The sequence below is a fragment of the Rhizobium leucaenae USDA 9039 genome (assembly GCF_000426285.1).
In the GTDB taxonomy this organism is placed as follows: Bacteria; Pseudomonadota; Alphaproteobacteria; order Rhizobiales; family Rhizobiaceae; genus Rhizobium; species Rhizobium leucaenae.
The window spans coordinates 110,752-131,149 of record NZ_AUFB01000003.1 but is presented as its reverse complement, the minus strand read 5'-3'; the positions used below and the strand labels follow the sequence as shown (position 1 = coordinate 131,149).

The following is a 20,398-nucleotide window of genomic DNA, read 5'->3' as shown; positions in this document are numbered from 1 at the left end:
TATATCGGAGACATATTCATGAAAATCAGCGCACGCAACCGTCTCAAGGGTAAAGTCGTCGAGGTCAGCAAGGGTGCGACGACAGCCCATATCCGCATCGATATCGGCAATGGCTCGATCGTCACCTCTTCCATCACCAACGAGGCGGTCTATGAACTGGGCCTGACGGTCGGCGCCGACGCCTATGCTGTCATCAAGGCCTCGGACGTCATGGTTGCTGTCGACTAGAGCGGTTCAGCGTTTCACGGAATCGCTTTCCCGCTCTATCCCTTTGTTTTTCGCATTCCGGACGGAAAACCGCTACGCACTTTTCCTGGAAGTGCTCTAATACGCAAAGTGAGCATGATCTTGTCCGAAAAACGTTTCGGGATCATGCTTGCGCCTTCTGACAATAATGCGCCGTCTTGCCGTCGCCGGCCTGGAAATCGCCGGGTTGCGGCGGCGCGATCGGTTTGAACAGCGTGCGATCCGGCTTCAGGTCGAGAAGCGGCGTGCCGTCCAGGCAATCAAGGCCGCGCACGAGCAGGACGGCGCCCTCAACCGCCTCCAGCTTGACGATGGAGGTGCCAATCGGATTTGGCCGCACCGGCGAGCGCAGAGAGAATGTGCCGTGCACCTTGCCATTGCTGGCCGGGCTCTGCAGCACGAGATCACGACGCGAGCGGTCCAGCCAGTAAAGGATTTCCAGCCGCTCGAAATTCTCTACGTCCTTCAGCGCCGGTACCCAGGGCTCGAAAATCTCGATTCGGCAGAGCGGACCGTCATGCCGTCCCTGGCGCGGCGTCTCCATGCGGGATGTCCATGGCGTCGAAATGCGTCCGATGAAGACAAGGCCGGCATCCGTCGCCGCCGGCGGCGCAATGGCGACTTCGTTTTCGCGGATTTCGTTTTCGCGGACCATGATTTCCCTCCGATACATCGGCGCCATCGTCTAACGGAACAATAGTTCGGCGGCCGCACTATGGCATAGCGTTATATCTCAAGGAATATCCCGAGTGCCAAAATACACGCTGTTTGGTGCAACAGATGGCGCATTGACGATGTGGAAATTTCTGTCTAGCTGTATCGTCATGACAGTCGCAACGGTTCTCATCGTAGTGGTAGAGCGCATGGGCAGGATGGCGTAGCCATCCGGCGAAAGCACCCATGCGCGAAAAGCAGGCTCCTGACGGGGCCTTTTTTTATGCCCGGAATTGGGCCGCGCCTCGTCAGACTTTCGCTATTCCCACCGACAAGATGGGCGAGACCATGACGAGCGACAGTCCCACTCAGCCTTCCAGCACGCAGATGACCGCGATTGCTGCCCCGCCCCGCCTGACAACCCTGATCCTGCTTTCGGCTCTTGCGGTGCTGCCGATAAACATGATCTTGCCCTCGCTGCCGCATATAGCCGCGACATTCCAGGCCGATTTCGCGCTGGTGAACCTTTCGGTCGCCGGCTATTCGATTATCACCGCGCTCTTGGAAGTCATCGGAGGCGCGATATCGGATCGGTTTGGACGAAGGCAGGTCGTGTTGATCGCTCTCTCCATCTTCATCATCGCATCCGTTGGCTGCGTTTTGGCTCCAAATATCGGCGTTTTTCTGCTGTTTCGCGCGATGCAGGCGTGTATCGCGCCCTGCTATTCTGTCGCCCTGGTGGTCATCAAGGAAACGTCGGATGAAGGCGAAGCGGCCAGCAAATTTGGTTATCTCGCCATGGGATGGGCGCTGGCACCCATGGTTGGCCCTCTGTGTGGTGGATCGCTGGACGAGTTGTTCGGATGGCGGGCGTGCTTCGTTGTCCTGGCGATCCTCGGCGCGGGTGCCTTCGCTTTGTCCATGCGCGAACTGAGGCAAACGGCAGCGCCCTCCTCGAGAACAAGCGGGACCTATCTTGCCTCCTATAGGCTGCTGCTCGCTTCCGTACGGTTTTGGGCTTACACCCTCTGTATGGCCTGCTCGATGGGGGTGCTTTATGCCTTCCTGGGCGGAGCGCCATTGGTTGCCGGCGACTCGCTCGGCGGATCGAGCGCGAAGCTCGGCTTTTACATGGGGCTGGTTCCCGCCGGCTTCATTCTGGGCAGCTACCTGGCCGGCCGCTATGCCTCGAAGATTCCGCTCGCCACTATTCTCGTGCTTGCGCGTCTGCTGACCTGTGTCGGCTTGGCGGTCGGCCTGATCCTGTCGATGCTGGGCATCCCCCACAGTCTGGCACTCTTTGGACCCTGCATGTTCATCGGCCTAGGCAATGGGTTGACCATGCCTGCCGCCAACAGCGGCGCATTGTCCGTGCGCCCCGATCTTGTCGGCACCGCCGCGGGACTGGCGGCCGCCATGAGAATCGCCGGCGGCGCCCTCATAGGCTCCATCGCCGGCCTGCTTCTCGCGCGGTCGGCGACAATCCACACCCTGTTTGCCCTGATGCTCGTATCGGCATTGCTCGCACTGCTGGCTGCACTTTACTTGGCGCTGATCGAGCGGCGGATGATCAAGAGGGTGTCATAGCGGCCGGCACGATCATCGCTCTGTGATCAGCGATATTAGCCGGCTTCTTTGCCGTCGCGACGCCAGTTGCATTACCGATGGATAACCTGTCATAAAAATTGTAGCATCATGTGTCTCTATTGCAGAATGCCATTGCGCCGATCGTGATCGCGATGAAATGCCGTTTGATGCAATCAGCTTCGCGCTCGGCGCATGCTTTCGAAATCCACATCCAAATCACTCTGAAACCTGGTGGGCGGACTCATGGATACTCTTTTCAAAAGCAGCAGCAATTTCGCCTCTCTTTCGCTCAAGGACCTCGTGGAGGCGCGTGATCTCTTCCACTACCATTTGATCAACAAGAAGAATGTGGTGGCGACGGCGCTCGGTCTTTACAGAATTCGCAAGAGCGATCCCTGGCCTTCGAAAGACAAGCAGGCGCTGCGCAAGCGTTCACCGGAGAGCGAGCGGCGAACGCTTTTCAACTCGGAAGTACGCCCCTATTCCTGGCCTTGCGTCTATGTGTTCGTCTCCAGTTGGGAATATGAGAAGGATCTGGCGAAACAGGATCCTTCCGATGTCGTCCCGAAGACGCTCTATCTTCCGGACGGGCGAACCGTGCCGGTCTGTGTCATCGAAGCGCGCAAACAGCCGCTGTCCAAAGACCTGAAGGTCAAGTTGGACAGCCGCACGCCGCGCAACCTGCTGGCGCCGGGCTCTGCCATCATCAACGAGGATGGCCAGGGCATGACGCGTCTTGCGACCGCGGGCTGCATCGTGCGCGATAGCGAACGCTACTTCGTGATGACCAACCGGCATGTCGTCGGCGGACCGGGCACCGAGATCAGCGCCTTGCAGACCCATCGCCGGCCAAAGATCGGCCTGGCCGCAAAAAAGGGTCTCGGCAGACAGAACTTCCGAACCATCTATCCGAACTTCCCGTCGACGAACCAGCGCCTGCTGATGGATGTGGGATTGGTCGAGCTTGACAACATCCTGCAATGGAAAACCGAGTTTCCCGGCATCGCCCCCATCGGTCCGGTGCTAGATCTTTACGACAATAGCTTCAGCCTCAAGCTGATCACTATGAAAGTGGTCGGCCAGTCAGCGATCACAGGCAAAATCAGGGGCGAAATCCACGGCCTGTTCTATCGTTACAAGGCGATGGGCGGATCGGAATATATCAGCGATTTCCTGATCGGACCGGAAACATACGGCATCGGCGAGGATCGCCTGAAGGCCGAGGAAGACGCGGAAGCGCACAATCCGGCGGAGAATATCGGCCTCGGCATTCATCATGGCGATTCCGGCACGGTCCTCTTCATCGAGCATGCCGTACGGATCGACAGCGACAATCCGAAGGACGCCAGGCAAGTCACCTACTATCCCTTCGCACTGTTGTGGGGGAAAGAGGAATTCTTCGAAGGCGGCGAAAGCCTGTCCCAGCCCTATGCCCTCGCGACGTCCCTCAGCACCGCGCTCGATCATCTGGATCTTGATTTGGTGCGCGATATCAATCTGGACCAGGATTTCATCTGGGGATGGGTCGGACACTACATCATCGGCCGCTCCCTGCCGTTGTCCGGAGATCTCGTGACATCACAGAAGCTGCAAAGGTTTGTCGACAACAATCTCGATCTGTTGGCGCTCACTCCGGACGACGCGCTCGGCAACGATCCCCGCGTTCTCGAAAAGAACGATACAGCGGTTCATTTTGTGCCGCTGGCCGACGTTCCCGACAATGTCTGGAAAAGCAACGTCAACTTCATCATGGTGGAAGGGCCTGACGGCAAGAAACAGCGCAAGATCGGACCCGGCAGCCGCGGACAGAATGACAATCCGAACCATTTTGCCGATTTGGATCTCCCCTATCAGAATGGCGAGACGTTTCTCGCTCTCAATCAATCCGCGCCGGACACTTACCTCAATCCGGAAGCCTGGATCGCCTATTTTGCCTCGATCAAGCCTCGATATGACGCCTGGGCGCAATTGCTCGATCCCAATGCCGACCTGCGCAACAAGCACTGGGGAGCCCTGCCCTTCAGAGTTCATCAGCTATTCGACATTATGGTGAAAGCGGCCAGGGATGGCGACGCGGCGATGTTTCTTTGCGCCGGGGGCGTCCTCATCCACTATATGGGCGACGCCTGCCAACCGCTCCACACCTCCTATCTTTCGCAGGGCGATCCGGCCAAGGTTGTTCCCCGCCCACGGTCACCCAAGATGAAACTGGAAGCCGACGGCGTCCATGTGGGCTACGAAGACGACATGATCGCCTATGGCTATCAGAACAAAAACCTTGGCGCGGAACTCGCGCAGCGCATTACGGCTCTCGCAGCTGAGCCGATGCCGGCAATCGCCAATGGCTATGATGCCAGCAAGGCGGTCATTGCCCTCATCGCCGACACGCAAAGGGACATCGCGCCAAGGGATATCGTCGACAAATGGGTTGAGCTTATCGGCCAACCCGCCAAGGAAAAGGCGGCGGCGATGTGGGACGACTTCGGCGACCGCACCATCACCTGCATGGCGCGCGGCACCCGCTATCTGGCGAAGATCTGGCAGGCGGCTTGGGACGCCGGCAATGGCGATGCCAATATCGCGGCAGCACCCGCCGTCACGGAGGCGGCGATCATGGCGCTCTATAACGATCCGGACAAAATGCCGTCGGTAGCACTCGACCATTACCCGGCCGATCGGAATGCCGATTGGTCAAAGATAACGCGGACAGTGCAGGCATAGAGCACTGGCGTCCTTCAAACAAAGAACCGATGATCACGCCGCCTTGACGGCGTGATATTCCTTGATGGCGACCATTTTGATAGCCGGATAACGTTCTGACTCGTAGCGCAGCGAAAAGCCGTCCTGCGCGAGAAAGACCGGGTCGCCGTCGAGGTCGCGGGCGATGTCGCCGCGGCGGGCGGTGACGAACTTGTCGAGGTCGACGGTCTGATCGGCTGATATCCAGCGGCAGACGGAGAAGCGCGACATTTCGAAGGAGACCGGCAGGCCATATTCGGCCATCAGCCGCTCCTTCAAGACATCGAGCTGCAGTGCGCCGACGACGCCGACGATGGCGGGAGAGCCATCTTCCGGCGAGAAAAGCTGCACGACGCCCTCTTCGGCCATCTGCTGCAGCGCTTCCTTCAGCTTCTTCGCCTTCATCGCGTCTTCAAGGCGGACACGGCGCAGGATTTCCGGCGAGAAGTTCGGGACACCCTGGAAGACCAGGGATTCGCCTTCCGTCAGCGTGTCGCCGATGCGCAGCGTGCCGTGGTTGGGAATGCCCACGACATCGCCGGCATAGGCGGTATCGGCGAGCTGGCGCTGCGAGGCAAAGAAGAATTGCGGCGCGGTCAAGCCAAGCTGCTTGCCGGTGCGCGACAGCCGGGCCTTCATGCCACGCTCCAGCTTGCCGGAGCAGATGCGCGCAAAGGCGATGCGGTCGCGGTGGTTCGGGTCCATGTTGGCCTGGATCTTGAAGACGAAGGCCGTCATCTTGTCGTCGGTCGCCTGCACGGTCCTGATATCGGCGACCTGATCGCGCGGCGGCGGCGCGAAGTCGCCGAGTGCGTTGATGAGATCGCGAACACCGAAATTGCGAAGAGCCGAGCCGAAGAAAACCGGCGTCATATGGCCTTCCAGGAAGGATACACGGTCGAAGGGACGGCAGGCTTCGATAGCGAGCTCGGTCTCGTCGACAAAGGCTTGCCGCTCGTTTTCCGGCAGCCGGCCGGCGACGGCCTGCGGGCCGTTGACCCGGGTCGCTTCCACCTCGGTATCGGAGCCACGGACGGTATTGTCGGCCAGATGATAGGAACCGCAGAAGGTCTTCGACCGGCCGATCGGCCAGGTGACCGGTGCGGTATCCAAAGCCAGCTTCTCTTCCACTTCATCGAGAATTTCGAAGGGATCGCGGCTTTCGCGGTCCATCTTGTTGATGAAGGTGATGATCGGGATGTCGCGCATGCGGCAGACTTCGAACAGCTTCAGCGTCCGCGGCTCGATGCCCTTGGCGGCGTCGATGACCATCACGGCGGCGTCAACGGCGGTCAGCGTGCGATAGGTATCGTCGGCGAAGTCCTCGTGACCGGGCGTATCCAGAATGTTGAAGACGTTGCCGTCATATTCGAAGGTCATGACCGAGGTCACGACCGAGATGCCGCGCTCACGCTCGATCTTCATCCAGTCGGACCGCGTCTGCATGCGATCTTTCTTCGCCTTGACCTCGCCGGCAAGCTGAATGGCGCCGCCGAACAGCAGCAGCTTTTCGGTGAGCGTCGTCTTGCCCGCGTCCGGGTGGGCGATAATAGCGAATGTGCGGCGGCGGGAGACCGCCTCGGCGAGACTTTCGGCCATGCTTGTGAAATCCTGTGAATGGCGGCTGTATCTAGCAATTCAAAGGCGGGATTGCAATTGACCTTCGCGGCTCCCGCACAAACTAATGCCGCATGACCATTCACACCGATACGCGCCCGACGCTGAACCTCATTCGCCTTGCCCACGGCCAGGGCCTCGATCTGCCCGCCTATGAGACCAAGGGGGCGGCGGGCATGGACTTGCGCGCAGCCATCGCGGAGGGTGTGACCCTGACGATCGCGCCGGGTAAACGGGCACTGGTGCCGACGGGCTTCATCATGGAGATCCCCGAGGGTTTCGAAGCCCAGATCCGCCCTCGTTCCGGCCTCGCCTTCAGGCGTGGCATAACCTGTCTCAACACGCCCGGCACGATCGACAGCGACTATCGCGGCGAAGTGAAGGTATTGCTCATCAACCTCGGCGAAGAGGCGTTCGATATCACGCGCGGCATGCGCATCGCGCAGATGGTGATTGCACCGGTCACGCAGGCGCATGTTGCCGAAATCGCCGAAGCCAGCGAAACCACCCGCGGCGCTGGCGGCTTCGGCTCGACCGGCGTGTGATGGCGGAATTTAACGCGAAAGCGGCGGTAATCGCCGTTTGACGGGCGTCGCCTTAACCATCGACGTATTCGTCTCGGCGCGCTCGGCGATCTTGTCCAGAATGCCGTCGAGTTCGCCCATCGAGCGCACCACCAACCGGCCGATGAAGCAGTCGTCGCCGGTGACCTTGTCGCATTCGATGAATTCCGGTGTTTCCTGAATGATGCGCTCCACTACATGCAATTGGCCGGGCAGCGGCCGGATGCGCACGATCGCCTGCAGCGGATAACCGATCGCTTCCAGCGCGATATCCACGGTGAAAGCCGCGATGACGCCCCGCTCCTCCAGCCGGCGCAGCCGCTCGGCAGCACTCGGCGACGACAGACCAGCCACTTCGGCCAGTTCCTTCAGCGAACTCCGGGCGTTGCGCGCCAGGGCCTCAAGCATGCGCTGGTCAATCGCGTCGAGTTCCAGAGCTGCATTAGGTATACCCATAATATTCCCTCATATAATTAGGCTGTTTTTCGAATACTCTTTACTCAAATTATATCACGCGGTCGCTCCCCGCAATATTATCAGGCTCTGAAAACGGGAGTTCTGACGATGAACGAGATAAGACGCGGCACAGCGGAAATGACGGCGGCAATGCTGATTTCGGGGACGATCGGCTGGTTCGTGCTGATGTCGGGGCAGCCTGTCACCGGCGTCGTCTTCTGGCGGTGCCTGTTTGGGGCGCTGACGCTTCTTCTCATCTGCGGCGCCATGGGTCTGTTGCGTCCCGGCATCCTCAGCCTGCGGACCTTTGCCATCGCCGTCGCGGGCGGCGTCGCCATCGTCCTCAACTGGCTGCTGCTTTTCGCTGCCTATTCACATGCCTCGATCTCGATCGCGACGACGGTCTACAATACGCAACCTTTCATGCTGCTCGGCCTCGGCGCGCTGCTTCTCGGCGAAAAGATCACGCTCGCCAAGCTTTTCTGGCTGGGTCTCGCCTTCGCCGGCATGGCCATCATCGTCGAAGGCAAGCCGGCGGAAACAACGGGCGCCGACAGCTATGCGATCGGAATCCTGCTCTCGCTCGGCGCCGCCTTTTTCTATGCGTTGGCAGCGCTTGCCGCCAAATGGCTGAAGGGCACGCCGCCGCATCTGATTGCGCTGATACAGGTTTCGACCGGCATTCTGATGCTGGCGCCCTTTGCCGATTTCTCCGCTTTGCCGCGGGACGCGGGTGGATGGTCCATTCTGGCAACGATGGGCATTGTCCATACGGGCCTGATGTATGTGCTGCTCTACGGCGCCATCCAGAAGCTGCCGACGCATCTGACCGGGGCGCTGTCCTTCATCTATCCGATCGCCGCCATCGTCGTCGATCGCTTCGCCTTTGGCCATGTGCTCGGCGTGGCGCAGATCATCGGTGCAGTCATCATTTTGGCCGCGGCGGCAGGCATGAACCTTGGCTGGATGGTCGCCTTGCCGCGCCTTAAAAACAGTGATCTTTCAAAGCAGGCCGCCGAATGATCCTCTGCGGGTGTTCCGATCTACCGCTGCGCTTCGAAGGCCATGCGCATTGCAAGTCCGGCAAGCACCGTGCCCATCAGCCATCGCTGCACCAGCACAAAGGATGGGCGGCTTGAGAAGAACAGTGCGACGGAGCCGGCCGTCAGCGCGATGATGGAGTTGAGCGTCACGCTGACGGCAATGTGGGTAAAGCCGAAGATGACGGATTGGTTGAAGACGCTGCCGGCGGCGGGATCGATAAACTGCGGCAGCAGCGAGAGATAAAGGACCGCGACCTTCGGGTTCAGGAGGCTGGTCACCAAGCCCATGCCGAAGAGTTTGCGCGGCCCGTCTTTCGGAAGATCGCGGACCTGAAAGGCGGAACGGCCACCCGGCTTCAGCGCATTCCAGGCGAGCCAGGCGAGATAGGCCGCGCCGGCGAGACGCAGCGCATCATAGGCAAAGGGCACGGCGAACAGGAAAGCCGTGATACCGAGTGCGGCCGAAAGCATATAGAAAACGAAGCCGAGCGCCACACCGCCAAGCGAGATCAGCCCGGCCGCCGGGCCCTGCGAGATCGATCGCGACACCAGATAAATCATGTTGGGACCAGGCGTCAGCACCATTCCGACAGCAATCAGAGCAAAGGTGATGACACTGGCGAGATGCGGCATAAGGGTCTCCGGCGGCGGATGAATTCAGAAGGCGATTTGGGCGGTCGGGATAAGCTTGATCTCATGCGGGCCGGCATCGAAGCCGTCGAGTAGCATATTGTGATGGGCGATGATCGCCTCGAATGTCAGCTTGCCCATGTCGGCGGTGGTGTGACCATCTGAGAGCAACGTCACATCGAAACCGAGCGAAACGGCACGGCGCGCGGTGGTATCGACGCAGAATTGCGTCATGCAGCCACCGATAATGAGATGGGTTATCCCTTTAGTGCGGAGGCGCGCCTCAAGATCGGTCTCGAAGAAAGAATCGCAGCTCGTCTTATGCACCACGACATCGCCCGCCTCCGGCGCGATTTCGCGGCGCAACTGCCAGCCTTCGCCGCGCTTGGCCAGACGATGCGTTCCCTGGCCGTCATGCTGAATGATGAAGGAAGAAATCCCGGCGGCGCGGGCTTTGCGCTTCAGTTCCGCAAGCCTCGCCACGACGCCTTCGAGAGCAGCATCGATCGCCGGCTGGCGCTCTGCTGTGCCGAGGCCGGCTAAAATGGCATTCTGAAGGTCGATCAGGAGCAATGCGGACGACATGGGAGCCTTATGCAACACGGTTTCGACGGGCCGTTAACTCTTGGTAGTATGTTCGCGCCGTTTGCGCAATCGCTTGAAAAGGCAGGAGCGGTGCGATAGAGCAATAAGCTATCCCGGGAGGAACGCACTATGACGCTCGCAACTCTGCTCGCCTATAGCGGCGCGCTTTTCATTGCGGCCGCAATTCCCGGTCCAGGCATCACGGCCATTGTTGCCCGTGCGCTTGGTTCCGGCTTTCGTGAGACCTTTTTCATGGGCCTCGGCCTCGTGCTCGGCGACACGATCTATCTGACGGCGGTCATTCTCGGTCTCGCATTCGTGGCGCAGACCTTCACAGAGATTTTTATCGTCATTAAGATCGCCGGTGCGCTTTATCTCGGCTACATCGCCTGGAAGCTCTGGACTGCCGGGCTGCTCTCCACCGATGTCTCGGCGAAAAAATCGACCAGCCCCGCCATGTCCTTCCTTTCTGGACTGCTGGTGACGCTCGGCAATCCGAAGACCATGCTGTTTTACGTGGCGCTCGTACCCACCTTGATCGATATCGGCAGCATTGGGCTTCGCGAATATGGCATTCTGCTCGCGGCCACCTTCGTCGTGCTGCTGGTGGTACTGATCCCCTATATGCTGCTCGCTTCCCGCGCCCGCACTTTCCTCAAGAGGCCGAAAGCCCTGCAGATTTTGAACCGGGTCGCCGCCAGCATTCTCGCCGGTACGGCAGCCTTCATCGCCACCCGGGCGGCCTGAAAAAAACTTTGCCGATAAAACCCTGTTGGGAATTCTTTTCCCACGGCATGGGATCGGCAAAGTGATCCCATTCTGGTTTCCGCCGGCGTTTGATCCTATTGTGCCTCTTCAATTCCAACCAAGGGGGAGCTACCCATGTCCGACACCCGCAAACCAGGCCGCGGCCGCGTCTATGCTTCGATCACCGACACCATCGGTGACACGCCGATCGTACGTCTCGACAAGCTGGCCAAGGAGAAGGGCGTCAAGGCCAATCTTTTGGCGAAGCTCGAGTTCTTCAACCCAATCGCCTCCGTCAAGGACCGTATCGGCGTCGCCATGATCGAGAGCCTGGAAGCCCAAGGCAAAATCGTTCCGGGCAGGAGCGTGCTGATCGAGCCGACCTCCGGCAATACGGGCATCGCACTTGCCTTCGCCGCCGCTGCCAAGGGCTATCGGCTGATCCTCACCATGCCGGAGACGATGTCGATCGAGCGCCGCAAGATGCTGCTGCTGCTTGGCGCCGAGCTGGTGCTGACCGAAGGTCCGAAGGGCATGAAGGGCGCGATCGCCAAGGCGGAGGAACTGGCTGCGACGTTGCCCGACGCCATCATTCCCCAGCAGTTCGAAAACCCGGCCAACCCGGAAATCCACCGCAAGACCACGGCCGAGGAAATCTGGAACGATACGGACGGCGAGATCGACATCTTCGTATCCGGCATCGGTACCGGCGGCACGATCACCGGTGTCGGCCAGGTGCTGAAGGCCCGCAATCCGAATATCAAGGTCGTTGCCGTCGAGCCGACTGACTCGCCGATTCTCTCCGGCGGCAATCCTGGCCCGCATAAGATCCAGGGCATCGGCGCCGGCTTTGCCCCAAAGATTCTCGACACGCATATTTATGATGAAGTCGTCACCGTCACTAACGACGAGGCTTTCCAGCTAGCACGCCACGTCGCCAAGCTCGAAGGCGTGCCGGTCGGCATCTCCTCCGGTGCGGCCCTTGCGGCTGCGATCAAGATCGGCCAGCGGCCGGAAAACGAAGGCAAGACTATCGTCGTTATCATCCCCTCCTTCGCCGAGCGCTATCTGTCGACGGCGCTGTTCGAGGGTCTGGGCGGCTGAGATGCCTGCTACTAAAGCTCGTTGCGATCTTTCAGATTCGCTCCGACGCTTTAGCTCTTTGTTTTTGCATGTCGTTCTCGCAAAACCGCCGCACACTTTTGCGCGACATGCATTAGGATCGTCAGGCATTCAAAGGGCGCTGCGGCGCCCTTTGTCATTTCAGCCGCTTGGGTCACGCCGCCGCAGTCAGCCGTTCGCCGGCAATACGGTAGGAAATGGCTTCTGCGAGGTGGATGCGCCCGACCGTTTGCTTGTCGTCGAGATCGGCGAGCGTGCGGGCCACTTTCAGCACGCGATGGTAGCCGCGGGCGGAAAACTTCATCTTCTCCGCCGCGTCGCGCAGCAATTGCAGACCGGCGGCGTCCGGCTCGGCGATCGTCTCGATCATCGATGTCGAACAGCGGGCGTTGGTGGAGATCCCCTTCACGCCGGCAGCCTCGAAACGTTCGCGCTGCCGTTCGCGGGCACGGGCGACGCGAAGCGCGACATCGGCGCTTTTTTCTGCTGTCGTCGGGCGGATGAGATCGGCGGCGGAGACGGCGGGCACGTCGAGGCGGATATCGATACGATCCAGCAGCGGTCCGGATATGCGGCCCTGATAATCCGTCATGCAACGCGGACCGCGGGGGCAGGTGTGACCCGGCTCGCCGGCCATACCGCAACGGCAGGGATTCATCGCCGCGACCAACTGGATGCTGGCGGGATAGGAAACGCGATGATTGGCTCTGGCGATGACACATTCGCCCGACTCCAGCGGTTGGCGTAACGCATCCAGCGCCTGCGGCGAAAACTCGGGCAATTCATCGAGAAACAGAACGCCATGATGCGCCAGCGATACCTCGCCGGGGCGGCCACGCATACCGCCGCCGACCAGCGCCGCCATGGTGGCGGAATGATGCGGCGTGCGATAGGGCCGGCGGCCGGAGAGCTTTCCGCCCGAGAGCTGGCCGGCAACCGAATGGATCATCGACACTTCCAACAGCTCCGCCGTCGACAACGGCGGCAGAATGGATGGCAGGCGCGACGCCAGCATCGACTTGCCGGAACCGGGCGGGCCGACGAAAAGCAGATTATGCCCGCCGGCCGCCGCCACTTCCAGCGCCCGCTTGGCGCTCTCCTGACCCTTGATATCGGCAAGGTCCGGGAAGTTGGCGGCATTCGCTCTGATCGCCGGTTCGGGGCGCGACAGGACCTGGGTGCCGCGGAAGTGATTGGCGAGCGCAATCAGGCTGCGCGGCGCGAGAATATCGATGTCGGTGCCGGCCCATGCAGCCTCCGGACCGCTTTCGGCCGGGCATATCAGCCCCTTGCCGATTGCGTTGGCGGCGATCGCAGCCGGTAGTGCACCGGCGACAGGCGCGATCGTTCCATCGAGATTGAGTTCGCCAATGACGGTATAGGCCGAGAGCGCATCCGCTGGAATGGCGCCCAGCGCCGCCATCAATCCAAGCGCGATCGCAAGATCGAAATGACTGCCCTCCTTGGGCAGATCCGCCGGTGCGAGATTGACCGTCACCTTCTTCGGCGGCAACGACAGGCCGGAGGCATGAAGGGCTGCCTGCACCCGTTCGCGGCTTTCGGCCACGGCCTTATCCGGCAGGCCGACGATATGCATCAGCACCTTGCCCGGTGCGATCATCACCTGCACTTCGACGGGAACGCCCTCAATGCCCTGAAACGCAACCGTGCTGACGCGCGCTACCATCCCCGCCCTCTTTTAACTCGCTTACCGTTATCAATTTTTCATAACAGACTATGGGTTGCATAGTGGCAGAAGTTATGGAATGAAACAAGAACAATAAAAGAACGAAGGGACGATTTCTACAATCGGGAGCAAATATGAGCCTTATAGTATCGCGTTCCCTTCTGCTGGGTGCTGTTCTGGCCGGCTGCCAGTCCATCGATGGCGGGGATAATCTGGAAAAAGGCGTTCCCTATCAATTAAACGCCAAGGAAATTGCCGCGGTGGAAAAGGGTTTGCACGAGCAGCTTCCCTATGAGGGCGTGCTGATCTTCGGGCCTATGACGGCTTCCAAGGATAGCAAGGGCTACGTCAGCGTCTGCGGTACCATCAGCTCCTTTGGCGGCCTACACGGTGTCATGGACAAGCGGCCTTACGTCGGCATGATGGTCGACGTGAAACTGCTTTTCGGCTTCGTGCCGACCGTCATCGCGGACGATAGCCCCACCGGACCATCGGCAGTGATCCTAACCTGCCGCCGGATGGGCATCGCGATATAGCGCGCCTTGCGGCGAGCGAAGAGGCGGCGTCATGATCGCTAGAGGCTGGCGCCCCTCAAGCGCGCTTCGCTTCGATCGCATCCCACAACAGGCTGGCAATATCGGCACCGCCGAAACGCTTGACTTCGCGCAGGCCGGTCGGCGACGTAACGTTGATCTCGGTCATGTAGTCGCCGATGACGTCGATGCCGACGAGCAGGAAGCCGCGCGCCTTCAGCGCCGGGCCGATACGCTCGCAGATTTCTTTTTCGCGCGCCGTCAGTTCCGTCGCCTCGGCACGGCCGCCCACATGCATGTTGGAGCGGGCATCATGCTCGGCCGGCACGCGGTTGATGGCACCGACCGCCTCGCCGTCGACGAGGATGATGCGCTTGTCGCCCTTGCGCACGTCAGGCAGATATTGCTGAGCAATGAAGGGCTCGCGGAAGAGCTGGCCGAACATTTCGAGCAGAGACGACAGGTTACGGTCGTCGCGGGTCGAATGGAACACGCCGGCGCCGCCATTGCCATAAAGCGGCTTCAGGATGATATCGCCAAGCTCATCGCGGAAGCGACGGATTTCGGCGGGATCACGGGTGATCAGCGTCTTCGGCATCAGGTCGGCAAATTCCGTGACGAAGATCTTTTCCGGCGAATTGCGGACCCAGGCGGGATCGTTGACGACAAGCGTCTTCGGGTGGATGCGCTCAAGCAGGTGCGTCGAGGTGATATAGGCCATGTCGAAGGGCGGGTCCTGGCGCAGCAGCACGACGTCCATCGTCGAGAGATCCACCCGCTCCGGCTCGCCGAGCTCGAAGTGATCGCCCTTGACGTCGCGCAGGATCATCGGCTCGACGGAAGCATAGATCTTGCCGTCGCGCATGCTGAGGCGCTCGGGCGTATAGTGGAAGAGCTTATAGCCGCGGGTCTGGGCCTCAAGGCTCATGGCGAAGGTCGAGTCGCCTGCGATGTTGATGCTCTTGACGTGGTCCATCTGGACCGCAACATTCTTGATACCAGCCATAGTCAGCCCTCGCTCGAATTTGCGGACAGATGTAGGTCGGCCCGCATCCAAACGCAACGGCTATTCAAGGGCTTCCATCACGGCCAGCAGCGCTTAGGCGGCAAGGCCCTGTGCGCCGCCCTGCCGGACGAAGTTGCGCAGGCGATAGGCCATGGTCAACGGCTTCGGGAACGGCTTGCGTAAAAAGGCGACCTTGCGCAGATAGCGATCGATGCGCCATGTCGCCCAGGTGCCGCCGGCGAAATAAGCGACATCGCCGGCACTGAGCGTGCGTTCGACGCCGTCTTCCGTCGTGATATGCACCTCGCCTTCGAGGATCATCACTGTTTCGTCCCAGCCGAAATACCAGCGAAACTCGCCTGCGGTGCAATCCCACAGCGCCGTCATCGCGGCATCGTCCTGCCCGCGCGAATGCTCTGCAATGCGGGCAACCGGATCGCCCGCCAGTATCCACGACGGTTCGATCGGCGACGGCTGCATTTCCATTTCGCCACTGGCGCCGGCCACGAAGCTTTTCGACTGCGGCAGTGCGGCGACGACCGGGACGGCACGCGCGGCAAAAGCCGCCATGCTCGCCAACATCAATTTCAAGACCATGCAATCTCCCAATTCCATGCGCGTCTCAGCCTCCATCGCACGGAAGAGGTAACGACGCGGTTCATGAAATCCGGCGCATTTTAACGATTGCAGCGATCAGGTAGAAAAACCTTCGATTGTACAAACGATCATGTCATGATCGGATAGCGGCTTGCCCTCTTCATTGAGGGAGGAAACGAGATGGCTCTCGCTGATTTTCAAACTCCGGCTCAGAAACCAATCGAGCTTCATGATGCGATCGGGAAAACGCGTGATCAGGCTTGGGCGCGTGCTCGTCTGATCCAGCGGTCCGCCGTGGCATTCGAAGCCGCGGCCTTCGGCCATGGCGAACAGGGTATCGGTCGAGAAATCGCCGCCGGTGTGATTGCCGGTATTGAGATCGCCGCCGATCAGGACCGGGAGACCGGGTGCAAAACCTTCGACGGCATCGATCAACGCCGCCATCTGCCGCTCGCGATAGTCAGCGGTCGCGACACTTTCGAGATGGACCGAAACGGCGACGAAGGGACCAGCGTCGGTTTCGACGATGGCGCCGACAGCGCAGCGGTCGCCGATGCGCGGCTGCTCATTGCTGTCATTGAACCATTTGGCTTCGCCCGGCAAACGGAAGAGGAAGGCATCCTTTAGGGCAACCGCGGCCATCAGCGCATTGCCATGGAAGCCTTTCTCGTTGAAATCGTCACCGCAAAAGGAGCGCTCGATTTCCGAACCGAGGCTGAGTTCCAGGAACTCCACGCCATAAGCATAGTTCATGCCGAGTTCGCCTGCGACGATGGCGGTCGGGTCCTTCTGCCCGGTCCGTGCCATCCCCTCGTCCATCTCGGAGAGCAGGATCAGCGGCGCACCCGTCGCCTGCAGCTTCGCCGCACTTTCCTCGGGAAACAGACAGCGCTCGATATTCCAGGCGGCGACAGTAAACGGGAAGGCCAAGGCTCCGACCTTGGCTTCCGCTCCACCGATGCGTACCGTGTTCATGCAGGCGAGCGATGCCAGCTTCGCGGCATGAATGGCCGGCGTCTTTTCCAACGAAACGAAACTTTTGCGTTCCTCCTGCGAGGGAACGGCGAAGGCGGAAACGGTGCTGCGGATCATCATAAGACCTGTCAAACTTGGGTAAGGCGCGATGCCCGGAAGCGGTGTGAGCGCGGTGGTCTGGCAATAGTTGCGCTTTATGACGCCGCCATGATGTTAGCCTTAAAAAGCGTCCGGAAAATGCCTGGGCCAGCGACCGGGCAGGATGGCGACGATGTCGTAACGCTGCGACAACAGCGCATAATCCGGCTGGCGTGCCAGCCAGAGGTCGCTGGCGGCACGAATGCGCTTTTGTGCGGAAAAGGAAACGGCATCGATCACCTCCTGCTCGCCGCGCCTGGCTTTGACCTCGACGAAGACGGCGAGATCGCCTTTGCGGGCGATGATGTCGATTTCGCCGAGCTTAGTGCGATGGCGGATGGCGAGAATGCGGTAGCCCTTGAAAAAGAGGAAAAGCGCTGCGGCATATTCCGAGACATGGCCGCGCCGCCATGCTTCCCGCCGCTTCAGCCGCTCGCCGGTCTCAGCCATGGCGCTCCTTTATATCGAGCAGGCGCTGGTAGAGATCCTTGCGCGGCAGGCCGGTGATCCGGGCGGCCTCTGCCGCGGCCTTGGCCGTCGGCATGCTCCGCGCGAGATCGCTGAGAATGGCCTCGACATCAGCTTCGGCGGCAACCGTCTCTTCCGGCGGACCAACGAGCCAAACGATCTCACCCTTGACGTTATCCACCTTGTCGTAAAAGGCGGCAAGTTCGGTGAGCGTGCCGCGACGGAATTCCTCGAAGGTCTTGGTGAGTTCGCGGCAGACGGCTGCCTTGCGCTCGCCGCCGAGCACGTCGGCGGCGGCGGCGAGCGTCGCGGCAATGCGATGCGGCGATTCAAAGAAGATCAGGGTGGCGGGGACGACGGCAAGCTCGGCCAGCCGGTCGCGGCGGCCCTTGTCCTTGGCGGGCAGGAAACCGGCAAAGAAAAAGGCATCGTTGGGCAGGCCCGAGCCGACCAGCGCAGCGAGAGGAGCGGACGCGCCCGGGATCGGCACGACGCGGTAACCCGCCCCGATCGCCTGCAGCGCCAGCCGGTAGCCGGGATCGGAGACGAGCGGCGTGCCGGCATCGGAGACCAGCGCCACCGAGCGACCGGCTTCCAGCGCCTGCAGCAGCCGCGGCCCTGCTTCGTCGGCATTGTGCTCATGATAGGCGAAGGGGCGGTTCTGAATGCCGTAACGGTCGAGCAGCACCCGGGTGACGCGCGTATCCTCGCAAGCGAGAACATCGGCACCTGCCAGCGTTTCCAGTGCCCGCAGCGTGATATCGCCGAGATTGCCGATCGGCGTCGCGACGAGATAAAGCGCCGGCTCCAGTGGCCGGGCGGGAACCGTGGTATTATGCAGGCGGAAACTGCGCGCTCCGCCGCTGGTGTTTTCGTCGCTCATACCGACCCTGAATTCGCCTCGGAATCATCGCCTTTATGGGCGAGGTATGGCCCGACGGCAAGAGCCGCGCAAATCCTGTGAGCATCGTCGGCCAAATACCGAAATGACGTGCAGCATGTCCCGATGCCTCTTGCATTCGCATGCTGAGTTCTGTCATTTTGCCCGTCCAATCTCGGGCCTTGTCCGAAAAAGCATCCTTCGGGCGCCTGTGGCAGCCCGGGAGTAACGGTCGAAAGCGGTTAGCATCATGCGTATTACAATTGAGCGGTCGAACCTCCTGAAATCGCTGAACCACGTGCATCGCGTGGTCGAGCGTCGCAACACGATCCCGATCCTGTCCAACGTATTGCTCAAGGCCGAGGGAACGAGCCTCGACATGAAGGCGACCGACCTCGATCTCGAAATCACCGAGGCGACCCCCGCCAATGTCGAGAAGGCCGGCGCCACCACCGTGCCGGCGCATCTGCTCTACGACATCGTGCGCAAGCTGCCGGACGGTTCGGAAGTGCTTCTCGCCACCAATCCCGATGGCAGCTCGATGACGGTTGCTTCGGGCCGCTCGAAATTCTCGCTTCAATGCCTGCCGGAATCCGATTTTCCGGATCTCACCGCCGGGAGCTTCAGCCATTCCTTCAAACTGAAGGCGGCGGACCTGAAGATGCTGATCGACCGGACGCAGTTTGCGATTTCCACCGAAGAAACCCGTTATTATCTGAACGGCATCTTCTTCCACACGATCGAAAGCAAGGGCGATCTGAAGCTGAGGGCGGTCGCCACCGACGGCCACCGCCTCGCCCGCGCCGATGTCGACGCCCCCTCGGGCTCGGAAGGCATGCCGGGCATCATCATTCCGCGCAAAACGGTCGGCGAACTGCAGAAGCTGGTCGACAGCCCCGATGTCGTCGTCACCGTCGAAGTGTCCGATGCCAAAATCCGCCTGACCATCGGCTCGATCGTCATGACTTCGAAGCTGATCGACGGCACCTTTCCCGATTATCAGCGCGTCATCCCGACGAGCAACGACAAGGAAATGCGGGTCGATTGCCAGACCTTCGCCCAGGCCGTCGACCGCGTCTCGACCATTTCGTCGGAGCGCGGCCGCGCCGTGAAGCTGGCATTGTCGGACGGTCAGCTCCTGTTGACGGTCAACAATCCCGACTCCGGAAGTGCCACGGAAGAAGTTGCCGTCGGCTACGACATGGATGCGATGGAAATCGGCTTTAACGCCAAATATCTGCTCGACATTACCGCGCAATTGTCCGGCGATGCGGCGATCTTCCTGCTTGCCGATGCCGGCTCGCCGACACTGATCCGCGATACGGCCGGCGACGACGCTCTCTATGTCCTGATGCCGATGCGCGTTTAGCGAAACCGAAGCGCCCTTTCATGCGTTTTTGAAAAGGCGCGGGCGCTTTTATTTAAGCCTGTACACGTTGCGACATTTTTTCTTGTTATTGCGCCATGGCATTGCAAGATGAGAGATAAACGATATGTAAGTCGCAACTGTAAAACTGGTGGGGGAGAGGATGGCGCTGCGTCTCAAGGAACGGCTAGGCAAGAAGTTCGACGAAGAGATCCGTTTCTTCAAAGGCATGATGCAGGGCCCGAAAACGGTCGGTTCCATCGTTCCCACATCCTCGATCACCGCCCGCAAGATGGCGAGCGTCGTCAACATCCATTCCGGCCTGCCGGTGCTGGAGCTCGGCCCTGGAACGGGTGCCATTACCAAAGCGATCCTGGCCCGCGGCGTTGAACCGGAAAATCTGGTCGCTGTCGAATATTCCACCGACTTCTATAATCACCTCGTCCGTCTTTATCCGGGCGTCCATTTCATCAATGGCGACGCCTTCGATCTCGACAAGACGCTCGGCGTTTTGCGCGGCCAGACATTCGATTCCATCGTCTCGGGCATTCCGTTGCTGAATTTTCCCATGAAGGCGCGTGTCGCTCTGCTCGAAAGCTTGCTGGACCGCATGCCGCCTGGCCGGCCGGTCGTGCAGATCTCCTATGGGCCGGTGTCGCCGATCATCGCCCGGCCGGATCGCTATCATATCCAGCACCTCGACTTCATCGTGCGCAACATCCCGCCGGCGCAGCTCTGGATCTACCGCCGGGGCTGAGC

Annotated in this window: 21 protein-coding genes; 10 read left to right on the top strand and 11 right to left on the bottom strand. The window is 60.5% G+C overall.

Annotation, left to right across the window (positions count from 1 at the left end; all coding sequences use genetic code 11):
* Window positions 1-18 precede the first annotated feature (18 nt).
* A complete protein-coding gene (locus tag K290_RS0105555; RefSeq protein ID WP_028750969.1) occupies window positions 19-228 on the top strand; it encodes a TOBE domain-containing protein in 210 nt (69 codons plus the stop codon).
* A 142-nt stretch (window positions 229-370) separates the two neighbouring features.
* Here K290_RS0105555 and tsaA read toward each other — a convergent pair whose 3' ends face one another.
* On the bottom strand, window positions 371-901 hold the full coding sequence (gene tsaA / locus K290_RS0105550) for a tRNA (N6-threonylcarbamoyladenosine(37)-N6)-methyltransferase TrmO (protein WP_028750968.1): 531 nt from the start codon (window positions 899-901) through the stop codon (window positions 371-373).
* A 347-nt stretch (window positions 902-1,248) separates the two neighbouring features.
* On the opposite strand from tsaA, the gene K290_RS0105545 reads away from it, so the two are divergent.
* Together K290_RS0105545 and K290_RS0105535 are read left to right on the top strand one after the other, a co-directional pair.
* On the top strand, window positions 1,249-2,487 hold the full coding sequence (locus tag K290_RS0105545) for a multidrug effflux MFS transporter (RefSeq protein WP_028750967.1): 1,239 nt from the start codon (window positions 1,249-1,251) through the stop codon (window positions 2,485-2,487).
* A 243-nt stretch (window positions 2,488-2,730) separates the two neighbouring features.
* Window positions 2,731-5,208 (top strand): phospholipase C/P1 nuclease family protein, encoded by a 2,478-nt coding sequence (locus K290_RS0105535; RefSeq protein WP_028750966.1) that lies wholly within the window; start codon window positions 2,731-2,733, stop codon window positions 5,206-5,208.
* A gap of 33 nt (window positions 5,209-5,241) precedes the next feature.
* On the opposite strand, the gene K290_RS0105530 is transcribed toward K290_RS0105535, so the two are convergent.
* Entirely contained in the window at window positions 5,242-6,825 is a 1,584-nt protein-coding gene (locus K290_RS0105530; RefSeq protein ID WP_028750965.1) for a peptide chain release factor 3, read from the bottom strand.
* A 92-nt stretch (window positions 6,826-6,917) separates the two neighbouring features.
* On the opposite strand from K290_RS0105530, the gene dut reads away from it, so the two are divergent.
* A complete protein-coding gene (gene dut, locus K290_RS0105525; RefSeq protein WP_028750964.1) occupies window positions 6,918-7,388 on the top strand; it encodes a dUTP diphosphatase in 471 nt (156 codons plus the stop codon).
* A 9-nt stretch (window positions 7,389-7,397) separates the two neighbouring features.
* Here dut and K290_RS0105520 read toward each other — a convergent pair whose 3' ends face one another.
* Complete coding sequence (locus K290_RS0105520; protein ID WP_028750963.1) at window positions 7,398-7,862, bottom strand: Lrp/AsnC family transcriptional regulator; 465 nt, start codon at window positions 7,860-7,862, stop codon at window positions 7,398-7,400.
* A 108-nt stretch (window positions 7,863-7,970) separates the two neighbouring features.
* On the opposite strand from K290_RS0105520, the gene K290_RS0105515 reads away from it, so the two are divergent.
* Window positions 7,971-8,885, top strand: a complete 915-nt coding sequence (locus K290_RS0105515; protein ID WP_028750962.1) for a DMT family transporter — start codon at window positions 7,971-7,973, stop codon at window positions 8,883-8,885.
* 20 nt (window positions 8,886-8,905) lie between these two features.
* Here K290_RS0105515 and K290_RS0105510 read toward each other — a convergent pair whose 3' ends face one another.
* Both K290_RS0105510 and K290_RS0105505 read right to left on the bottom strand, forming a co-directional pair.
* A complete protein-coding gene (locus K290_RS0105510) occupies window positions 8,906-9,538 on the bottom strand; it encodes a LysE family translocator (RefSeq protein WP_028750961.1) in 633 nt (210 codons plus the stop codon).
* A gap of 24 nt (window positions 9,539-9,562) precedes the next feature.
* A complete protein-coding gene (locus tag K290_RS0105505; RefSeq protein WP_028750960.1) occupies window positions 9,563-10,120 on the bottom strand; it encodes a cysteine hydrolase family protein in 558 nt (185 codons plus the stop codon).
* Window positions 10,121-10,249: 129 nt separating this feature from the next.
* Between K290_RS0105505 and K290_RS0105500 the strand changes: the two genes are divergently transcribed.
* Together K290_RS0105500 and cysK are read left to right on the top strand one after the other, a co-directional pair.
* Window positions 10,250-10,867: a LysE family translocator gene (locus K290_RS0105500; RefSeq protein WP_028750959.1), complete on the top strand. Its 618-nt coding sequence runs from the start codon at window positions 10,250-10,252 to the stop codon at window positions 10,865-10,867.
* A gap of 135 nt (window positions 10,868-11,002) precedes the next feature.
* The gene (gene cysK, locus K290_RS0105495) at window positions 11,003-11,971 is read left to right on the top strand and encodes a cysteine synthase A (RefSeq protein WP_028750958.1); all 969 of its coding nucleotides are present in this window, start codon (window positions 11,003-11,005) and stop codon (window positions 11,969-11,971) included.
* Window positions 11,972-12,143: 172 nt separating this feature from the next.
* Here cysK and K290_RS0105490 read toward each other — a convergent pair whose 3' ends face one another.
* Complete coding sequence (locus tag K290_RS0105490; RefSeq protein WP_028750957.1) at window positions 12,144-13,676, bottom strand: YifB family Mg chelatase-like AAA ATPase; 1,533 nt, start codon at window positions 13,674-13,676, stop codon at window positions 12,144-12,146.
* 134 nt (window positions 13,677-13,810) lie between these two features.
* Here K290_RS0105490 and K290_RS0105485 point away from each other — a divergent pair, with 134 nt between their 5' ends.
* The gene (locus tag K290_RS0105485; protein WP_028750956.1) at window positions 13,811-14,212 is read left to right on the top strand and encodes a hypothetical protein; all 402 of its coding nucleotides are present in this window, start codon (window positions 13,811-13,813) and stop codon (window positions 14,210-14,212) included.
* A gap of 55 nt (window positions 14,213-14,267) precedes the next feature.
* Here K290_RS0105485 and gshB read toward each other — a convergent pair whose 3' ends face one another.
* The 5 genes from gshB to rsmI all read right to left on the bottom strand — a co-directional run bounded on the left by gshB (window position 14,268) and on the right by rsmI (window position 18,276).
* Complete coding sequence (gene gshB / locus K290_RS0105480) at window positions 14,268-15,215, bottom strand: glutathione synthase (RefSeq protein WP_028750955.1); 948 nt, start codon at window positions 15,213-15,215, stop codon at window positions 14,268-14,270.
* 93 nt (window positions 15,216-15,308) lie between these two features.
* Complete coding sequence (locus tag K290_RS0105475; protein WP_028750954.1) at window positions 15,309-15,812, bottom strand: cupin domain-containing protein; 504 nt, start codon at window positions 15,810-15,812, stop codon at window positions 15,309-15,311.
* Window positions 15,813-15,908: 96 nt separating this feature from the next.
* Window positions 15,909-16,904, bottom strand: a complete 996-nt coding sequence (locus tag K290_RS0105470; RefSeq protein ID WP_028750953.1) for an endonuclease/exonuclease/phosphatase family protein — start codon at window positions 16,902-16,904, stop codon at window positions 15,909-15,911.
* A 102-nt stretch (window positions 16,905-17,006) separates the two neighbouring features.
* Entirely contained in the window at window positions 17,007-17,375 is a 369-nt protein-coding gene (locus tag K290_RS0105465; protein ID WP_028750952.1) for a YraN family protein, read from the bottom strand.
* On the bottom strand, window positions 17,368-18,276 hold the full coding sequence (gene rsmI / locus K290_RS0105460; protein ID WP_028750951.1) for a 16S rRNA (cytidine(1402)-2'-O)-methyltransferase: 909 nt from the start codon (window positions 18,274-18,276) through the stop codon (window positions 17,368-17,370). Before rsmI ends, K290_RS0105465 begins: the two co-directional genes overlap by 8 nt.
* 247 nt (window positions 18,277-18,523) lie before the next feature.
* On the opposite strand from rsmI, the gene dnaN reads away from it, so the two are divergent.
* Entirely contained in the window at window positions 18,524-19,642 is a 1,119-nt protein-coding gene (dnaN, locus tag K290_RS0105455) for a DNA polymerase III subunit beta (protein ID WP_028750950.1), read from the top strand.
* 160 nt (window positions 19,643-19,802) lie between these two features.
* Complete coding sequence (pmtA, locus tag K290_RS0105450) at window positions 19,803-20,396, top strand: phospholipid N-methyltransferase PmtA (RefSeq protein WP_028750949.1); 594 nt, start codon at window positions 19,803-19,805, stop codon at window positions 20,394-20,396.
* Window positions 20,397-20,398 lie beyond the last annotated feature (2 nt).